Below are 19,718 nucleotides of genomic sequence, written 5' to 3' on the forward strand. Positions count from 1 at the left end.
CAAACCGGAGCGGCTCCGGCCCCTGCGCGGCTACTTGCCCAGCAGGCCGGCCTGGTAGGCCGCCACGAATTCGCCGAAATCGCCGGTCTGCACGCGTTCCAGCTCGCGCTGTTCGGCCAGGGACTGCTCGGCCAAGGCACGGAAGCGGGCCAGTTCCTCGCCGGCGCAGGGCTGGGCGCGGAAGTGCTCGGCATGCCGGCGGCTGGTTTCCAGCATGAAGGCCTGGAACGTCATGCCGCTGTCGCGCAGCGCTTCGAGCACGCGGGCCGACGGCGTCAGCTCGGGCGCCTCGACCTTGGCGCGCTGCGCCGCCACCGAGGCGGCATAGCCGGTCTCGCCATGGACCCGATCGAGCAGGTCGGCACAGGCGGCGATGCGATCGAGCAATTCGCCGGCCCATGCGCGCAGGCCGATCTCGCTGCCCTCGCGGTTCAGGGTCAGGCCGGGCTGGCGGCCCTGCTTGACCACGGTCAGGAAGTTGTTGGCGCTGAGCCGGCAGTGTCCGCCGTCGCCGAACAGCGGGCTTTCCTGCAGCGTGCAATACAGCAGGAAGGCGTCCAGGAAGCGGCTGGTGGTCTCGTCCATGCCCACGGGCAGGAACGGATCGATATCCATGCAGCGCACCTCGACGTACTGCACGCCGCGTTCGGCCAGCGCGCGCAGGGGCCGCTCGCCGCTGCGCGCGACGCGCTTGGGCCGGATGCTCGAATAGTATTCGTTCTCGATCTGCAGCACGTTGGTGTTGAGCTGCACCCATTCGCCGTCGCGCACCGTGCCGATCTTCTCGTACTCGGGCCAGGGCGTGCTGACCGCTTCGTACAGGCGTGCGACGTAGGTCGACAGATCGTTGTAGCAGGGCTTCAGGCCGGCCTGGGCCTTGTTCTGGTAACCCAGGTCGCTCATGCGCAGGCTGGTGGCATGGGGCAGGTACAGCGTCTGCTCGTCCAGCTGTTCGAGCCGGTGCGGCCTGCCCTGCAGGAAATCGACCGCCAGCGCGGGCGAGGCGCCGAACAGGTACATCAGCAGCCAGCTATAGCGGTTGAAGTTGCGTATCAGCCCGACGTAGCGGGCCGACTGGCGGTCCTTGTCCGAGATGCCGGCGGGCTCGCCGGCCTCGGCCAGCAGCGGCCAGAGCTCCTCGGAGAACGAGAAATTGAAGTGAATGCCGGCGATGCACTGCATGGCCTTGCCGTAGCGATAGGCCAGGCCGCGCCGGTACACGTGCTTGAGCATGCCGATGTTGGACGTCCCGAACCACGCGATGGGAATGTCCTTCTCGGGCGGCAGCCCGCACGGCATGGACTGGCTCCACAGCAGTTCGCCGTCCAGTTGGCCGTAGACGAAACGGTGGATGTCGTGCAGTTCTCCCAGCAGCGACTCGTGGCTGGCATGGGTGCCCGTGATCAGCTCGATCAGGGCTTCCGAATAATCCGTGGTGATGCTGGGGTGCGTCAGCGCCGCGCCCAGGGCGGCCGGATGCGGGGTCATCGCCAGGTGTCCCTGGGGATCGACCCGCAGGCTTTCTCGTTCTATGCCATGAAGCCTGCGGGCCAGCACGGCGCGATGCGCGGGCTGGTCCAGCAACGCCAGGCGGCGGTCTAGCAGATCACTCACGGATGTCCTTGAATTCGTGCGGCCTCGCGGGGCCGTGGCCGGCATGGGCGTGTTTATATCCCAATTGCCGCCCACGCGCCTGCGCGGCAGGGCGGCACATTATAGGTGTCGGGCCGGATGCTCCTGGAATTCCCTTACGGGCTTGCGTTCTTTTCTGGACTCGTCCCAGCCAAGCATACTCCGGCGGCAATCCGCCCGCCGGGCCGGGAAAAATGCCCCGCGCGCCCGCGGTCTGGGCCACAATCACGCTTTCCACAGCCTACGGAATGCGTCGATGCCGCTCTCGTTCAGCCCCAATCCCGTGCGCGGCAGCCGCGCCATGGCCGTCGCCCCCCACGCGCTGGCCTCGCAAAGCGCGCTGGCCGTCATGCGCGAGGGCGGCAATGCCGTCGAGGCCATGATCGCCGCGGCCGCCACCATCGCGGTGGTGTATCCGCACATGAACAGCATCGGCGGAGACGGATTCTGGCTGATCAGCCGCCCGGGCCAGCCGCCGCTGGCGCTGGAAGCCTGCGGCGCGGCCGCCGCCGCCGCGGACATCGCCTCGTACCGCGACCGCGGCCTGGATGCGATCCCGTTCCGCGGCGGGCTGGCGGCCAATACCGTGGCCGGCACGGTGTCGGGCTGGAACGCCGCCTACGAATGGTCGCGCCGCGAACTCGGCGGCCGCCTGCCGTTGTCGCGCCTCCTGGCCGATGCCGTCGACTACGCCCGCCACGGCATGCCGGTCACCGCCAGCCAGGCCGCCTGCACCCACGCCAAGCGCGAGGAGCTGTCGTCCATACCCGGATTCGCCGATACCTTTCTTCCCGGCGGGCTGGCCCCGGCCACGGGCTCGCCGTTCCGCCAGCCCCGGCTGGCCGATACCCTGGAACACCTGGCGCGCAGCGGCCTGGACGATTTCTACCGGGGCGCGCTGGCCGAGACCATCGCCCGCGACCTGGCCGCCGTGGGCAGCCCGCTGGCCGCGGCCGACCTGGCCGCGCACCAGCCCGTCTGGAAGACGGCGCTGGTACTGGAACACAGCCTGGGCAAGGTCTACAACGTGCCGCCGCCCACCCAGGGCCTGGTGTCGCTGCTGATCCTGGGCCAGCTTGACCGCCGCCTGCCCCGTGAACTGGACCCCGCCGGCGCGGACTACGTCCACCTCTGCGTCGAGGCGACCAAGCTGGCCTTCGGCGTACGCGACGCCCACATCACCGATCCGGCGCACATGGACGTCGATCCCCAGTCGCTGCTGGCTCCCGGGGAGCTGGACGCCATGGCCGCCCGGATCTCCACGCAGCGGGCCGCCCCCTGGGGCAAGGGCAAGGGGCCGGCCGACACGATATGGATGGGCGCGGTCGATGCCCAGGGCGTCGCGGTCAGCTTCATCCAGAGCATCTACCACGAGTTCGGCAGCGGCGTCGTGCTGTCCGGATCGGGCATCAACTGGCAGAACCGGGGCTGCAGCTTCTCGCTCGACCCGCGTGCGCGCAATCCGCTGATGCCCGGCCGCAAGCCCTTCCATACGCTGAACCCGGCCATGGCCCACCTGGCCGACGGCCGCACGCTGGTCTACGGCAACATGGGCGGCGACGGCCAGCCGCAGTCGCAAAGCGCCGTCTTCACCCGCATCGTGCACTTCGGCATGAATCCCCAGGCTGCGGTGGACGCGCCCCGCTGGCTGCTCGGCCGTACCTGGGGCCAGTCGTCGGACACGCTGAAGCTGGAATCGCGCTTCGACGCCGCCACCGCCGAAGCCCTGCGGGCGCGCGGGCACGAGGTCGAGATGCTGCGACCCTACGACGAGACCATGGGCCATGCCGGCGCCATCCTGCGGCATGCCGACGGCACGCTGGAGGGCGGCGCCGACCCGCGCAGCGACGGCTCCGTGGCGTCATGGTAGAGGCGGGGCCGATTACCAACGGACAAGATTCCACGTAAAACCTTACACAGCGTGGCCGCGAAGCCGACTAGATTGAAAGGCGTGGTGTTTTCGATCTACGAGGAGCACGCGATGAAGCCTACCGATTACGCGGTGCAGCCCCTCCACGGGGGCCGCATTTCTTCCCGGGGCCGCCCCGGGGTGAAACACTTCGTCCTGGCCATCGGGCTGGCCGGCTGCTGCGCCGCGGCCTACGCCCAGCAGGCCCCGACGCGGGACCAGGCCACCCAGGCCTTGCAGAACGCCATGCAAAGGGAAATCCAGTCCATGAACAACCAGCAGGGCTTTGACGGCCCCTCGGCGACCAGCATGACGCGCTCGCTGGAGGTCAAGGCCCTGGACAATTGCAGCGCGTCGAGCGCCCAGAGCGTGACCTGCGACGTCACGACCAGCGCCGACGTCAAGGGCAATCGCCGCGAAGGCACCCATCGCTACGAGTTCTACCAGCAGGGCGGCCGCTGGGAGGCACGCCTTCCGGCCTCGTGACGGCGCCTGCCATTGCCCGATGGGAACCGGCGCGGCCGGCACGCCTTGCGCGTGCCGGCCGCGTTGGCGTTCAGCGCTTGCGCGTCCCCGCCAGCAAGGCGTTGAGCAGGATGGCGCCGAAAGTGGCGGTGCCGATGCCCCCCAGCGCGAAGCCGCCGAAATGCAGGGTGAAATCGCCCGTGCCCAGCACCAGCGTGACCGCGGCCACGATGAGGTTGCGGTTGTCGGAGAAGTCGACCCGGTTCTCGACCCAGATCCGCGCGCCGGCGACGGCGATCAGGCCGAACACCACGATGGAGACGCCACCCAGCACCGGCCCGGGAATGGTCTGGATGACCGCGCCGAACTTGGGCGAGAATCCCAGCAGGACGGCGATCAGCGCGGCGATTACGAACACCAGCGTCGAGTAGATGCGGGTGACCGCCATGACGCCGATGTTCTCGGCATAGGTGGTCAGGCCGGTGCCCCCCACGCTGCCCGAGAGCATGGTCGCCACGCCGTCGCCGACGAAGGCGCGGCCCACGTAGCGGTCCATGTTGTAGCCCGTCATGGCGCTGACCGCCTTCAGGTGGCCCAGGTTCTCGGCCACCAGGATCACCGCCACCGGCGCGATCAGGATCATGGCGTCCAGCTTGAACACCGGCGCCGTGAAGTTGGGCAGCCCGAACCACGCGGCCTGCGCGACCGGCGTGAAATCGATGGGCTTGCCCAGCCCCATGCCGTTGGTCAGCAACGCGTAGAGCACGTAGGCGAGCAGCAGGCCGGCCAGGATCAGCAGGCGCTGCAGCATGCCGCGCGTGAAGACCGCGACGACGCCCACGCACAGCACCGTGGCCAACGCCATCCAGGCGTCGAAGGTATTGGCGGTGACGCCCTTGACCGCGATCGGCGCCAGGTTCAGGCCGATGACGGCCACCACCGCGCCCGTGACCACCGGCGGCATGAAGCGCTCGATCCAGCCCGAACCGGAGGCCATCACCACCAGCCCGATCAGCGCGTAGACGACGCCGCAGGCGATGATGCCGCCCAGCGCCACGGCGATGTTGCCATTCAGCCCGGAACCCCCGTACCCGGTCACCGCGATCACCAACCCGATGAAGGCGAAGCTGGATCCCAGGTAGCTGGGCACCCTGCCCCCGACCACCAGGAAGAACAGCAGCGTGCCGATGCCCGACATGAAGATCGCCAGGTTGGGATCGAAGCCCATCAAGAGCGGCGCGAGCACCGTGGAGCCGAACATCGCGACCACGTGCTGCACGCCCATGGCCAGCATCTGCGGCCAGGGCAGACGCTCGTCGGGCGCGATGACGCGCCCCGCCTCCAGGCTGCCTGGCTGTTCGCGCCAGGCCGGAAAGTAAGAACCCGCCATAGATACACTCCCTCGCTTTATTTTGGTTTTTGCCCACATGGAGCAGCGCAAGTGTAGAGGTTCCCCCGGCCTGGCGGGTGGTCGGCGGCCAACGCTGGATCAGGCGTGCATCAGGGCGACGGGGAAGACGGCCAGTGCGTCGGCCACGCGTACCGTTCCGTCGGCCACGGCGCAGGAACGGCCGTCCAGGGCGTTGCGCAGGGAGCCGTCGCGGGCAAGGCCGGACAGGTCGATGAACGTGTCGCCCCAGGCCCGGGACGGCACGTGGGGAACCGGCGAGGGACCGGAGGCCAGCACCAGTGCCGAGGCATGCAGCGGCACGACGACCACGGCGTAGCGGCCGTCGTGCCGGCGGGCAAAGGCCAGCACGGCATCCTGCGCGTCGCCGTGGGCCGCCAGCGGCAGGTAGTCGCCGCGCCGGAACAGGTCCGGATCCCGCTGGCGCAGCGCCAGGGCGCGCCGGATCAGCCGGAATTTGATATGGCCGTCGCGCCACCCCGCCACCGCCGCGGCGGCGTCGGCATCGTCCTTGAGCGCGGCGCGGCGGCGGCCGTAGTCCACCGGCCGGCGGTTGTCCGGATCGACCAGGCTGAAATCCCAGAACTCCGTGCCCTGGTAGAGATCGGGCACGCCCGGCGTGGTGAGCCGCAACAAGGTCTGGGCCAGGCTGTTCAGCGCGCCCGCCGCGCCGGCGCGCGCCACGAAGGCCGACAGTTCCAGCAGGCTGCGGCCGTTGCGGCGGGGATCGAGCACGGCGCGCAGGAAGGCGTCGCAGGCCTGTTCGTAGGCATCGGCGGGCGCCACCCAGCTGGAACGCAGCTTGGCCTCGCGCAGGGACTTCGTCTGCCACTCCCCCACCCGGTCCGCCAGCGCGGCGATGCCCGCCTCGTCCACGACGGCCAGATCCAGGGGCCAGGCGCCGAACAACGTCTGATACAGCATGTATTCGTCCGCCCGCGCGGGACGCGGCCCTTCGCGCGCCTTGACGTCCTCGTGGCGACGCATCCAGGCGTCCACCAGCCGCAGCCACTCGTCGCCCAACTCGCTCAGTACGGCCAGGCGCGCCCGGGCATCCTCGCCGCGCTTGTGATCATGGGTGGCGGTGGCCAGCATCGCGTCGGGGAAACGGGCGGCCCGCGCCAGCACCTTGCGGTGGAAGCTCTCGGCATCCAGCGAGAACACGCCGGGATCGGAGCCGACCTCGTTGCGCGACAGCAGCCGTCCGTAGCGATAGAACCCGGTGTCCTCCACGGACTTGGCCGCCAGCGGCGCCGTCAGTTGCTGGAAGCGGCGCACGGCCTCCCTGCGCCAGGCCCGCAGCGCCGGCGTGGCCGGCGCATCCGGGACCTGCCCCAGCCATTGCGCCAGCAATTCCAGCAGCCCATGGTCGGCCCGCCGCAGGGCCTGCCGCGCCCCTTTGCAGGCGATGCCCATGGCCACCTCGTCGGCGGCCAGCGGCGTCTCTCCCCCCACGTAGGTCCGGTACACGGGGAAATGCACCAACAGCTCGGTCAGCACCCGGCGGATGGCCGGCGCGCCCCAGTCACGGGTGGCGAGATCGGCGCGCGCGATGCGGTGCAGTATCCGGACCAGCGCGTCGCACTCGCCCGCGAAGCTTTGCGCGAGCAGCCGGCGCCGCACATCCAGCACCAGCGCGCGAAAGCCGCGAGCCTCGCCCGAGACGGCCTCCCATTGCGCCGTCAGCCGGGCTTCGCCTGCCGGATGGTGCAGCAGCGCGCCGGCGTCGTTCATGAAGTCGTAGCCGGTGGTTCCGTGCACGCGCCAGCTCGCGGGCAGCGGCTCGTCGGCGGCCAGGATCTTCTCGACCACGATGTAGGGCGCGTCGCGCGGGCAGCCCGGCGGCCTGTCGGCGTCGAGGGCGGCCAGATTCTCGCGCAGGTAGCGGCAATAGGCCTCGGGATCGGCCAGGCCGTCGATGTGGTCGACGCGTACGCCATCGATCAGGCCTTCGGCGTACAGGCGGAACGGCAGCGCATGGATGGCCGCGCGCGTGTCCTCCCTTTCCGCGCGTACGCCTATCAGGTCGCTGACCTCGAAGAAGCGCCGCCAGTTGATTTCCTCGGCCGCCGTGCGCCACCACGCCAGCCGGTAGTGCTGGCGCTCGAGCAGCGCATGCAGGCGCGCCCTGCCCTCGGGACGCGCGGCATCGTAGGCGTCGAGCGGCCGGGCCGCGATGTCGGCCGCGCAGTCGGGGGTGACCGGGAAGCGCGCGTCGAAATAGGCGATGACGGGTTCGCCCGTTTCCTCGTCGGGCTGCACCGACAGGTGACCGCTGGCCAGGACCTGGCCGTACTGGTCGCCCAGGAAGGGAGCCAGCACCTTGCCGCAAAGCGCCGGGTCGGCGGGCTCCCAGTCGATGTCGAAGAATTCGGCATAGGGGCTGGCCCGCCCGAGCTTGAGCACGCTCCACCACCAGGCGTTGTCCCGCCCCACGCCCATGTGATTGGGAACGATGTCCACGATCAGCCCCATGCCGTGCCCGCGCAGCCGTGCCACCAGCTCGCGCAAACCGTCCTCGCCGCCCAGTTCCGGACTCACGCAGCCATAGTCCACGGTGTCGTAGCCGTGCATGGAACCCGGCCGCGCGCGCGTGACCGGCGAGGCGTACAGGTGGCTGACGCCGAGCGCGTGGAAATAATCGACCTGCGCGGCCGCGGCCTCGAAAGGAAAGCCGGCATGGAACTGCAGGCGCGCCGTGGCGCGCGGCACGGTGGGGGCGACGATGCCCGCCCGCGTGGAGGCCGCGGCTGCGTTCATGGCCGCCCCCTGGTCCTGGCCAGCAAGGCGGCGCGGCCGGCCGCGCCGGGTTCCTCGAACAGCGACTCCACCGGCAGCGGCATGCGGCGGCGCCAGTTGGGATGGGTATCGATGGTGCCCGGCAGATTGGGCTGTTCCTCGAGACCGAGCATGTCCTCCAGCGGCACGACCAGCAGCGGCGCCGGCGTCCGCGCCACGAAGTCGAGCACCGCGGTCACCGGCGCGTCCGGCGGAACCGGCCCGCCCGGATCCACCAGGCCGGCGCGGCCCAGGTCCTCCCACAGCCGGGCGCGGCCCTGTCCGCGCTCCGCTTCTTCGGTCTCGCTGTCGCGGCCGTCGGCCAGCAGGCCCAGTTCCGCGCGCCAATGGATGTCGGTGCCGCGCCACCATCCCGTCACCGTCGGCAGGTCGTGTGTGGTGGTGGTGGCCAGCGCCTGCCGCGACCAGTCGCCGGGCGCCTTGAACGGCGCGCCCGGCCAGCCCCCTTCCCGGGTGAACCACAGCACGTCCATGCCCAGCATGCCGGCGCGCGCGATCTGCTCGTTGAAGCCCTCGGGCACGGTGCCCAGGTTCTCGCCGATCACGATGGCGCGATGGCGCCACGACTCCAGCGCGATCAGCCTCATCATGTCCCGGAAGGGGTAGCGCACGTAGGCCCCTTCCGCCGGCGAGGCCCCCTCCGGCACGAGCCACATGCGCGCCAGGCCCAGGGCATGGTCGATGCGCACGCCGCCGGCGTGCGCCAGGCTGGCCCGCAGGAGTTCGATGAACGCGCGATAGCCATTGGCGGCCAGCGCGCGCGGCGAGAATGCCGTCAGTCCCCAGGCCTGGCCATGGGGATTGAAGATGTCCGGCGGCGCGCCGGGCGACAGCCCGGCCAGCACTTCCTCCTGCCGGGCCCAGGCATGGCTGCCGGAAGGATCCGTGCCGACCGCCAGGTCCGAGATCAGGCCGACCGGCATGCCGGCCCGGCGGGCGGCGGCCTGGACGTCTCCCAGTCCGCGCGCGGCCAGCCATTGGAGAAAGACGTGGAAGCTCACCTCGCGCCCGTGCTGCGCGGCAAAGCGCGCGACCTCCGGACTGGCGGGCGAACGAAAGGCCGCGGGCCAATGCCGCCAGCCCGACCGATCCTGTGTCTGTGCCGCGCGCCAGGCGTGGATGGCCTCGAAGCGCGCGTGCGAGCGCAGCGGCTCGCCGCCTTCCCGCTCGAAGGCCAGGAAATCCTCGTGGACGCGCGGCGGCGCATTGCGCGGAAAACCGTCGAACAAGGCCCGCAGCACGGCCAGCTTGGCCTGGGCGGCGGCGGGCCAGTCGATCAGGGGCAGCCCCGCCAGCCGCGACAGCTCGTCGCCCAATCCTTGCGCCGAGACGGCGGCCAGCGCCTGCGGCCCGAACAAGGCGGCCGGATCGGCGTACAGCACGTTCAGGAACAGCCTGCTGGAAGGAGCATAGGGGCTGTAGCGCGCCGGATCGGCGCTGAACATCGCATGCACCGGGCTCACGGCCACGGCGGCGGCGCCCCGCGCGGCCGCCTGTTCGGCCAACAGGCGCAACGCGGTGAAGTCGCCGAACCCCGCGCTGCCCGCGGCAACCGATGCCTCGGCGTCGCGGCGCAGGCCGTAAAGCTGGACCCCCAGCGACCAGAGGCGGACCGGCGCGCCATGCAGCGCATCGTCGATGGCGAAGCAGCGGTCGGGCGCAACGGCCAGCGTGCACGAGGCCGTGCCCAATTGCAGGGTGTGGTAGCCCGGCCGGTCCACGCCCGGCAGGACCAGCGCGCCGCTGGCGCCGCGCCGGGCGATGCCGCTCATCCGCCCCCCATCCTCCCACAGCAACTGGAAAGGCAACTCGTCCATGTCGCCGGCCCATGGCAGTTCGATGGGCTCGCCGGGCAACGCGGTCTTCAACGCGGGCAGTCCTTGCGCGCCTTCGCGCGCAAGCTGCGCCAGGCAATCGGCGACGCACGCGGGCGTGTCCACCTCGAACCCCAGTTCGGCCAGCAGCGTGCGCAGCACCTCCGGCGCCACGGCCTGTTCGCGGCCCATGGCATCGCGCCAGCGCACGGCCACGCCGGCCGCGCCGGCCAGCCGTTCGAGGTCGTGATCGGCTCCGCTCATGAAATCTGCGCCTCCGTCCAGGCAAGGGTACACATGGGATCGAGCACACCCTGCCGCAAGCCGCGTGCCAGCCCCGGGCGGCTCTCGAACAGCAGGGCGAAGGTTGCGCCGGGCGTCGTCGCCGCCACCGCGTCGTCGCCGAAATTGGCGGCGATCGCCAGTGCGCGTCCGTCGCCCAGGCTCCAGCGCGCCTCCACGCCACTGTCGCCCAGCGCGCGCGCCCACAGGGATCGCGTCGCATCCAGGCTGGGCATCAGCGCTTCGCGGCGACAGCGCAGCAGCGCCCGATAGTACGCGTACCAATCCCCCGTCTCGCGGAACAGGCCGTGCCGGGATGCCTCGAAGGTCGATGCCTCGTTCGGATCCGGAATGGCGGCCCGCGCGGCCTCGTCGGCGAAGGCGGGGAAGCTCTCGAACTCCTTGCGCCGCCCTTCCCGCACCGCTCCGGCCAGTTCCGGCCCATGGCAGGTGAAATACAGGAACGGCGTTTTCACGCCGTACTCCTCGCCCATGAAGATCAACGGGATCTGGGGAGCCAGCAGCACCAGTGCCACCGCCGCGCGCAGGGCCTGCGTGCGCGCGCCCACCAGGGTCCGCAGGCGCTCGCCCAGCGCCCGGTTGCCGATCTGGTCGTGGTTCTGGAGGAACAATACGAAACTGGTGGGCGGCAGGTGGGCCGATGGCCGGCCCCGGTGCCGGCCGCCTCGATGGGCCGATGCCTCGCCCTGGTAGACGAAGCCCTCGGCCAGGCAGCGCGCCAGCCGCGCCGCCGGCCGGTCGTCGTAGTCGCGGTAGTAGCCCTGGTTCTCGCCCGTCAGCAGCCGGTGCAGGACGTGGTGGCCGTCGTCGTTCCACTGCGCGTCGAACTCGTGTTCCAGCAGCGACACGGCGTTGCCGTCGTGTTCGATGACCAGGTGCACGTGGCGCTGGCGGTCGGTCGCCTGCCGGATGGCGTGCGCCATCTCCTCCAGCCAATCCTGCTCGGCGATCGCATGCACCGCATCGAACCGCAGGCCGTCGAAGCGGTATTCGTGCAGCCAGTACGCCGCGTTGCCGGTGAAAAACTCCCGCACCGGCTTGCGGCGAAAGTCGATGGCCGGCCCCCACGGCGTGTGCACGTCGTCGCGGAAGAAGGACGGCGCGCAGGCATGCAGGTAGTTGCCGTCGGGACCGAAGTGGTTGTAGACCACGTCCAGGAACACCATGAGTCCCAGGCCGTGGGCTTCGTCGATCAAGGTCTTGAGCGACTCGGGCGTGCCGTAGGCGCGGTCCGGCGCATAGGGCAGCACGCCGTCGTAGCCCCAGTTCCGGTCGCCGGGAAAATCGGCGATGGGCATCAGTTCGATGGCGGTCACGCCCAGCTCGGCCAGGCGCGGCAGATGGCCGCGCACGCCGTCGAAGCCTCCCATGGCGCCCACGTGCAGCTCGTAGATGACCGCCTCGCTCCAGGGCCGGCCCCGCCAGCGCGTGTTGCGCCACCGGTAGGCGGCCGGATCGACCACCACGCTGGCGTCGTGCACGTCGCCATCCTGCATGCGCGAGGCGGGATCCGGGACCGAGGTGCCGTCCGCCAGGCGATACCGGTAGCGCGTGCCGGCGCCGCGCGCCACCTCGGCCTCGAACCAGCCTTCCCGCCTGGCCGACATGGGGACCAGGGACGCTTGCGCGGTGCCGGGATCCAGTTCCACCGACACCGCCTGCTGCCCCGGCGCCCACAGGCGAAAGCGGGTGCGGTCCGTTCCCAGCAGGCGTGCGCCGAACTTCTCGGCCAGCGGAGCCTTCTTCATGGCACGTTCATCCTGCAACCCAGCAACACCACGCTGCGCGGCGCCAGCTCCAGCGACACCTCCACCATTTCGGCCTCGGGCGCCTCCGGCCGGCTGCTGTCGACCAGCATGCGCCAGCGCACGACGGGCGCCGGCAGGGAAAACGGGACGGCATGGTCATGGCCGTTGACCAGCAGCAGCGTGACCTCGACGCGGCCATCGTGCCGGGCGGCCCGGCGCAGTACCAGCGCGCGCCGGTACGGGTCGTTCCATGCCTCGCTGCCGACCCGCTCCCCCTGCTCGTCGAACCAGCCGATCTCGGCCAGCCCTTCCTCGACGAAGTGATAGTCCGCCAGGTAGCGTTCGCTGCGCAGCGATGGATACTCGTGCCGCAGCGCGGCCAGCCGCGCGACGAAGGCGGTCATCGCCCGGCCCTCGTCCGAGGCGGCCAGGCGCCAATCGAACCACGATATCTCGTTGTCCTGGCAATAGGCGTTGTTGTTGCCGAACTGGGTGCGCCCGAACTCGTCGCCGCCCAGCAGCATGGGGGTTCCGTGCGAACAGAACAAGGTCGCCAGCATGGCCCGTGCCGCCGCGGCCCGCGTCGCGAGTACGTCCGGGTCCAGGGTCGGCCCCTCGACGCCCCAGTTGCTGCTCAGGTTCTCGTTGCTGCCGTCGCGCCCCTCCTCGCCATTGGCCTCGTTGTGCTTGTGCGCATAGCTGACCAGGTCCGCCAGCGTGAAGCCGTCGTGCGCGGTGACGAAATTCACCGAGGCCCAGGTGCGGCGATGGCGACGGTTGAACAGGTCGCCCGAGCCCGCCAGCCGCGTGGCCAGTTCCGGGCGCACGCCCTCGTCGCCGCGCCAGAAGCGGCGCACGGTGTCGCGGAAGCGGTCGTTCCATTCGGCGAATCCCGGCGGGTGGTGGCCGACGTGATAGCCGTCGGGTCCGATGTCCCAGGGTTCGGAAATCAGCTTGAGCCTGGAGAGCAGCGGATCCTGCAGCAGCGCGTCGAAAAAGCCCGCCCCGGGATCGAAGCCGCCGGCCTCGCGGCCCAATGTCACGCCCAGGTCGAAGCGAAAGCCGTCCACGCGGAAGGCCTCGGCCCAGTAGCGCAGCGAATCCATGACCATCTGCACCACCCGTGGATGCGACAGGTTCAGCGTATTGCCGCAGCCCGTGTCGTTGATGTAGTGGCGCTCGTCGCCCGGCACCAGCCGGTAGTAGCTGGCATTGTCCAGCCCGCGCCACGACAGCGTCGGCCCGGTCTCGCCGGCCTCGCAGGTATGGTTGTAGACGACGTCCAGGATCACCTCGATGCCGGCCGCGTGCAGGTTGCGCACGGCGGTCCGGATCTCGTGCAGCTCGTTGCGCGACAGGTAGCAGGGTTCGGGAGCGAAAAAGGACAGACTGCTGTAGCCCCAGTAGTTGCGCAGGCCGCGTTCGACCAGGAAACGGTCGTTGACGTGGGCATGGATGGGCAGCAGTTCGAGCGAGGTCACGCCCAGCGACAGCAGGTGGTCGATCAGCGCGGGATCGGTCAGCGCGCGGAAGGTCCCCCGCTCGATGGGCCGCATGTCCTCGCGCGAGATCGACATCCCCCGCACGTGGGCCTCGTAGATCACCGTCTGGCCCCACGGCCATTCCGGCCGCTGGTCGCCGTGCCAGTCGAAGGCATCGTCCACGACCACGCACTTGGGTACCGCGGCGGCGCTGTCGCGGCGGTCCATGCCGCGTTCCTCGCGCCGGAAGCCGTTCAGCGCGTCGGTCCAGCGCAGCGAGCCGGCCAGCTTGCGCGCATACGGATCGATCAGCAGCTTGTGCGGATTGAAACGGTGGCCATGCTGCGGTTCGTACGGCCCGAAGGCCCGGTAGCCGTAGACCTGTCCGGGACCGGCGCGCGGCAGGTAGCCGTGCCAGACTTCGTCGGTGCATTCGGGCAACGCCATGCGCGCGATTTCCTTGCGCCCCGATTCGTCGAACAGACACAGGTCGATACGGTGCGCGTGCGCCGAGAACACGGCGAAGTTCACGCCCATCCCGTCGCAGTGCGCCCCCAGGGGGTACGGGCGGCCGGGCAGCAGTCGGTCGGCGATGGCGCCCATGATCATTCGGGTTCGAGCAGCAAGGTGGCCAGCGGCGGCAGCGTCAGCACCAGCGAATGGGTCAGGCCGTGCGCGCCCTGCTGCCGTGCCTGGACCGCGCCGGCGTTGCCCACGCCCGAGCCGCCGTAGTCGGCCGCGTCGGTATTGACGATCTCGCGCCAGCGCCCGCCCCGCGGCACACCCAGCCGGTAGTCGCCGCGCGGGACCGGCGTCATGTTGCACACCGCCAGCACGCAGCGTTCTCCGTCCATGCGCAGGTAGGCGAACACGCTGTTGCGGTCGTCGTCCCCGATCACCCAGCGGAATCCCGCCGGATCGCCGTCCAGCCGATGCAGCGCGGGCGTGCCGGCGTAAGTCCGGTTCAGGTCGCCCACCAGCCGCTGCACGCCGGCATGCAGCGGATCGGCCAGGGAGTCCCAGGCCAGTTGCGCGTCGTGGTTCCACTCGCGTTCCTGGGCCAGTTCCCCGCCCATGAACAACAGCTTCCTGCCGGGATGGCTCCACATGACCCCGAAATAGGCACGCAGGTTGGCAAAACGCTGCCAGCGGTCGCCCGGCATCTTGCCGATCAGCGAGCCCTTGCCGTGGACCACCTCGTCGTGCGAGAGCGGCAGCACGAATTGCTCCGAATAGGCATACACCATGCCGAAGGTCAGGTCGTGGTGGTGATAGTGCCGGTGGACGGGATCCCGCTCCATGTAGCGCAGCGTGTCGTGCATCCAGCCCATGTTCCACTTGTAGTGGAATCCCAGCCCGCCCGCTTCCGGCGGCGCGGTCACGCCCGGCCAGGCGGTGGATTCCTCGGCGATCATCATCGCATCGGGGAAAAGGCGCCGCACGCTGCCGTTCAGATCGCGCAGGAACGCGATGGCCTCCAGGTTCTCCCTTCCGCCGTGGATATTCGGCACCCACTCCCCGGCGCGGCGGCTGTAGTCCCGATACAGCATGGAGGCGACCGCATCCACCCGCAACCCGTCCACGTGATAGCGGTCCAGCCAGTGCAGCGCGCTGGCCCGCATGAAGTTGCAGACCTCGTTGCGGCCCAGGTTGTAGATGTTGGTGTTCCAGTCCTGGTGGAAGCCTTCGCGCGGGTCCTGGTATTCGTACAGCGCCGTGCCGTCGAAATGCGCCAGCCCATGGGGATCGGTGGGGAAATGCGCGGGCACCCAGTCCAGGATCACGCCCAGGCCCGCCGCGTGGCAGCGGTCGATGAACGCGGCGAAATCGCGCGGCGAGCCATGGCGCGCCGTGGGTGCGAACATGCCCAGCGGCTGGTAGCCCCACGAGCCGCCGAAGGGATATTCCATGATGGGCAGCAGTTCGAGATGCGTGAAGCCCATCCCGGTCACGTAGGGAATCAGGCGGTCGGCCAGTTCGTGCCAGCTCCAGGTCCCGCCGTCCTCTTTCCTGAGCCAGGAACCGGCATGCACCTCGTAGACCGAGATGGGCGCATCGGCCGCGTGGCGCGCCGCGCGGCTGGCCATCCAGGCCTGGTCCGTCCATGCGTAGGGCTCGGGATCGGCGATCACCGATGCCGAGCCCGGCGCCGGTTCGGCCTGGAAGGCGCAGGGATCGGCTTTCTGCGGCAGCAATCCGCCATCGGGCCCCAGCAGTTCGTACTTGTAGGACTCGCCATGCGACAGGCGGGGCACGAACAGCTCCCATACGCCCGCGGCATGGCGCAGGCGCATGGGGTGGCGGCGGCCGTCCCAGGCGTTGAAGCTGCCAACCACCGATACCCGGCGGGCATTGGGCGCCCACACCGCGAAGCGCACGCCCGGCACGCCATCCATCGCGGTGCAATGCGCGCCCAGGCAGGCCGCGAGGCCGTCGTGGCCGCCTCGCGCCAGCCGCGCAAGATCCTCATCGCCCAGGATGAGGCCGAAGGCGTAGGGGTCCTCGGTTTCCTGGAACGCGCCGGGCCACTGGATGCGCAGCCGGTAGCCCGGGCGGCCGGACAGGAAGCCGGGCTCGGCCCGGGCCTCGAACACCCCGGCGCGCAGCGGCTTCAGATCCACGACCTCCCCCGTGTCCGAGACGGCCTGCACGGTCGCGGCACCGGGCAGAAAGGCGCGCAGCCACAGCCGGCCGTCGCGTCGCTGCGGCCCCAGCACCGAAAAAGGGTCGGCATGCCTGCCCGCCGTCAGTGCGTCGATATCCGCGGGCCCGATCCCGCCGTCACGGCTGTTGTCCGTCAAGGTCCTCTTCCCTCCGTATGGCCGGTTCGATACGGCCCGCCAGCGTGACCAGGCCACGCAGCGGCACCCCTATCCACGCCGGCCGGTTGGCCGCTTCGTAGCTCACCTCGTAGGCCGCCTTCTCGATCAGGAACAGCGCCAGCAGCGCTTCCTCGTCCTTGCTGTCCACCCAGGGCCGCGGGGCCGAGGCCGCGGCCTCGCGATAAGCCTCCAGGAACGCGCCCGAGGCTTCGACGCGGAACCGTTCGAGCAGGACGTCGCGGCGCTGCGCCACGGCGTCGACGGACGGACCGGCGATGGGGTTGGCGCCGGCGGCCGGCACCGTGGCATCCGGCGCCCGCGCCACCACCGCCGAGGCGTAGTCGAACGAGCGCAGCAGGCCCGCCACGTCGCGCAGCGGATTGCGCTTGCGCCGCCGCTCGTCCATGGTGCGCGCCGGCTCGCCCTCGAAGTCGATGATGTAGGCATCGTTCTGCGCCACCAGCACCTGCCCCAGGTGGAAGTCCCCGTGCACCCGGGTCAGCCAGGCGTTCCTGACGGACCGGCCCAGCCGGTCGATGGCGGCCTCGAGCAGGCCGCGGTTGTCCAGCAGCAGCGCGGTGTCGGCCGCCAGCTCGCCCCAGTCCTTGCGCGTGGCGAGAATGGCCAGCGCCTGGTCCAGGCTTTGCCGCGTATCGTCGACCCAGCGCGCGACGTCGTCGCGCGAGGCCTCGACCGGCGCGAAGGCTGGGTCGTTCGAAGGCAGCGCCAGCGCGGCGTGCAGTTCGCCCAGCCGCCGGCCCACGGCCGCGGCCAGCGTGGCGTAGCCGCGCAATTCCTGGCCATAGTCCTCGGCGCTCTCGGCGGTCAGCGCGGCATCGTCCAGGGTCCGGTGCAGGTACTCCAGCGTCCAGTTCCATGCATCGCCCTGGTTGTCCACGTATTGCTGGGCCAGCATCAGCGTGTGTGGCGTACCGTCCTCGTCCACCCGCACCACTTCTCCCAGCAGCGCCGCCGTGTTGCGAAAACCCAGCTTCGTCAGGTGCCGCGTCATCTCGCTTTCAGGATGCGTGCCCGCCGTGACCCGGCGCACGATCTTCAGCACGGCCGCGGTCCCGGCCACCAGCGAACTGTTGGACTGCTCGGCCGACAACCACTGGATGGGCGTGTCGGCATCGACCGCCACCGATTCCAGGCCGGGTTCAGGCAGGAACCGGATGCGGGCGCTCCCGCCATCGGAGGCGGCGATGCGCGAATCCAGCTCGATGCCGTTGCGCAGGCTGTCGAACACCGCGACGGCGAAACTCTGCAGGCTGAAGGCATCGGTCACCATGCCCACCATGGGCCCGCGCCGCACACGCGCCAGGGCCAGCTGCTGCTGCAACTGCGGCAGGGTTTCCTCCCAGATCAGCCCCAGCGGCACGACGTAGCGTTCGCGCCGCTCGCCCAGGTCGGCCTCGATTTCCGTCAGATACAGTTCGTCCCCGGCGGGCAGCCGCACGCCGTAGACCACACGGCCCGAGACGATGCGCTCGTGCTTCGAGGCGAACCAGCGCCGCAGCGCCAGGTATTCCGGCAGCACGTCGTGTTCCAGCGTGCGGCGCGATTCGGCCGTCAGGTCATAGCCCGTCTTGCCGCGCAGCACCAGGGTCCGGAACTCGCGCAACTGGTCGGCGGTGGCCAGATGCCAGTTCGGCGGCGTCGCCGAGGCGCTCAGTTCGAACCAGTAGAAGCCATAGGGCGGCAAGGTCAGCAGGTAGGTCAGGCGGCCGACGGCGGGGAACGCCGTGCCCCCCGTCAGCTCGACCGGCACCCGGCCGTCGAACTCCGCCAGGTCCAGTTCCACCGCCTGGGGCGTGTGCGACAGGTTGGCCACGCACAGGATGGTGGTTTCCTCGTGCTCGCGCAGATACGCCAGGATCTTGCGGTTGCCCGGATACAGAAAGCGCAGGCTGCCGCGCCCGAACACGCGATACTGGCGCCGCTTGCCCAGCATGCGGCGCATCCAGTTCAGCAGCGAGTGGGCATCGCCGGACTGGGCCTCGACGTTGACCGCCTCGTAGCCGTACAGGTTGCCCATGAGCGGCGGCAGCACCAGGCGCTCGGGGTCGGCGCGCGAGAAACCGCCGTTGCGGTCGGGCGACCATTGCATGGGCGTGCGCACGCCGTCGCGGTCGCCCAGGTGGATGTTGTCGCCCATGCCGATCTCGTCGCCGTAATAGATGACGGGCGTGCCCGGCATGGTCAGCAGCAGGCTGTGCATCAGCTCGATGCGGCGCCGGTCGCGCTCCATCAACGGCGCGAGCCGGCGGCGTATGCCCAGGTTGAGCCGCGCCCGCCGGTCGGCGGCATACACCTCCCACAGGTAGTCGCGCTCGCTGCTGGTCACCATCTCCAGCGTCAGTTCGTCGTGGTTGCGCAGGAAGATCGCCCACTGGCAATTGCCGGGTATGTCCGGCGTCTGCTGCATGATGTCGGTGATGGGAAAGCGGTCCTCCCTGGCGATGGCCATGTACATGCGCGGCATCAGCGGGAAGTGGAAGGACATGTGGCACTCGTCGCCCTGTCCGAAGTATTCCTGCGCGTCCTCGGGCCATTGGTTGGCCTCGGCCAGCAGCATGCGGTCGTCGTAGGAGGCCTCCAGGTCCTGCCGGATGCGCTTCAGGATGGCGTGGGTCTCGGGCAGGTTCTCGTTGTTGGTGCCCTCGCGCTCGACCAGATAGGGCACGGCGTCCAGGCGCAGCCCGTCCACCCCCAGGTCCAGCCAGAAATGCATCACGCTCAGGATGGCCTTGAGCACGCGCGGATTGTCATAGTTCAGATCGGGCTGGTGGGAATAGAAACGGTGCCAGAAATAGGCGCCCGCCACCGGGTCCCAGGTCCAGTTCGATTTCTCGGTATCGATGAAGATGATGCGCGTGCCGGCGTAGGCCTGGTCGTTGTCGGACCATACGTAGAAATTGCGCGCGGCCGATCCCGGCTTGGCGTGGCGTGCGCGCTGGAACCATGGATGCTGGTCCGACGTGTGATTGACCACCAGTTCGGTGATCACGCGCATGCCGCGCTCGTGGGCCGCGGCGATGAAACGCCGCACGTCGGCCAATTCCCCGTAGTCCGGATGCACGCCCCGGTACTCGGCGATGTCGTAGCCGTCGTCGCGCCGGGGCGAGGGATAGAACGGCAACAGCCAGATCGTGTCCACGCCCAGTTGCGCGATGTAGTCGAGCTTGGCCAGCAGTCCGGCGAAATCCCCGATGCCATCGTTGTTGGCATCGAAGAAGGACTTGATGTGCAACTGGTAGATGACCGCGTCCTTGTACCAGAGCGGATCGCCCCGGTTGACGGCATTCACGGATGTCTCGCGCTTGTTGTTCATGCG

At 69.8% G+C, this 19,718-nt stretch carries 10 protein-coding genes; 2 read left to right on the top strand and 8 right to left on the bottom strand.

Going from position 1 to position 19,718, the window contains the following annotated elements:
- Positions 1–30 precede the first annotated feature (30 nt).
- A complete protein-coding gene (gene gshA, locus EV675_RS21495; protein WP_130359608.1) occupies positions 31–1,614 on the bottom strand; it encodes a glutamate--cysteine ligase in 1,584 nt (527 codons plus the stop codon).
- A gap of 319 nt (positions 1,615–1,933) precedes the next feature.
- Between gshA and EV675_RS21500 the strand changes: the two genes are divergently transcribed.
- Both EV675_RS21500 and EV675_RS21505 read left to right on the top strand, forming a co-directional pair.
- Entirely contained in the window at positions 1,934–3,502 is a 1,569-nt protein-coding gene (locus EV675_RS21500) for a gamma-glutamyltransferase family protein (RefSeq protein WP_130360294.1), read from the top strand.
- A gap of 111 nt (positions 3,503–3,613) precedes the next feature.
- Positions 3,614–4,027, top strand: a complete 414-nt coding sequence (locus tag EV675_RS21505; RefSeq protein ID WP_130359610.1) for a hypothetical protein — start codon at positions 3,614–3,616, stop codon at positions 4,025–4,027.
- 70 nt (positions 4,028–4,097) lie between these two features.
- Here EV675_RS21505 and EV675_RS21510 read toward each other — a convergent pair whose 3' ends face one another.
- The 7 genes from EV675_RS21510 to treS all read right to left on the bottom strand — a co-directional run bounded on the left by EV675_RS21510 (position 4,098) and on the right by treS (position 19,715).
- Positions 4,098–5,396: a solute carrier family 23 protein gene (locus tag EV675_RS21510; RefSeq protein ID WP_130359612.1), complete on the bottom strand. Its 1,299-nt coding sequence runs from the start codon at positions 5,394–5,396 to the stop codon at positions 4,098–4,100.
- Between the two features lie 99 nt (positions 5,397–5,495).
- On the bottom strand, positions 5,496–8,174 hold the full coding sequence (gene treY / locus EV675_RS21515; protein ID WP_130359614.1) for a malto-oligosyltrehalose synthase: 2,679 nt from the start codon (positions 8,172–8,174) through the stop codon (positions 5,496–5,498).
- The gene (malQ, locus tag EV675_RS21520; protein WP_130359616.1) at positions 8,171–10,291 is read right to left on the bottom strand and encodes a 4-alpha-glucanotransferase; all 2,121 of its coding nucleotides are present in this window, start codon (positions 10,289–10,291) and stop codon (positions 8,171–8,173) included. Before malQ ends, treY begins: the two co-directional genes overlap by 4 nt.
- A complete protein-coding gene (gene treZ, locus EV675_RS21525) occupies positions 10,288–12,078 on the bottom strand; it encodes a malto-oligosyltrehalose trehalohydrolase (protein WP_130359618.1) in 1,791 nt (596 codons plus the stop codon). The genes malQ and treZ overlap by 4 nt, the downstream gene beginning before the upstream one ends.
- Entirely contained in the window at positions 12,075–14,165 is a 2,091-nt protein-coding gene (glgX, locus tag EV675_RS21530) for a glycogen debranching protein GlgX (RefSeq protein ID WP_130360296.1), read from the bottom strand. The genes treZ and glgX overlap by 4 nt, the downstream gene beginning before the upstream one ends.
- Entirely contained in the window at positions 14,165–16,360 is a 2,196-nt protein-coding gene (gene glgB / locus EV675_RS21535) for a 1,4-alpha-glucan branching protein GlgB (RefSeq protein WP_130359620.1), read from the bottom strand. Before glgB ends, glgX begins: the two co-directional genes overlap by 1 nt.
- A complete protein-coding gene (treS, locus tag EV675_RS21540) occupies positions 16,341–19,715 on the bottom strand; it encodes a maltose alpha-D-glucosyltransferase (protein ID WP_130359622.1) in 3,375 nt (1,124 codons plus the stop codon). The genes glgB and treS overlap by 20 nt, the downstream gene beginning before the upstream one ends.
- Positions 19,716–19,718 lie beyond the last annotated feature (3 nt).

Source organism: Pigmentiphaga kullae (genome assembly GCF_004216695.1).
GTDB classification, from domain to species: domain Bacteria; phylum Pseudomonadota; class Gammaproteobacteria; order Burkholderiales; family Burkholderiaceae_B; genus Pigmentiphaga; species Pigmentiphaga kullae.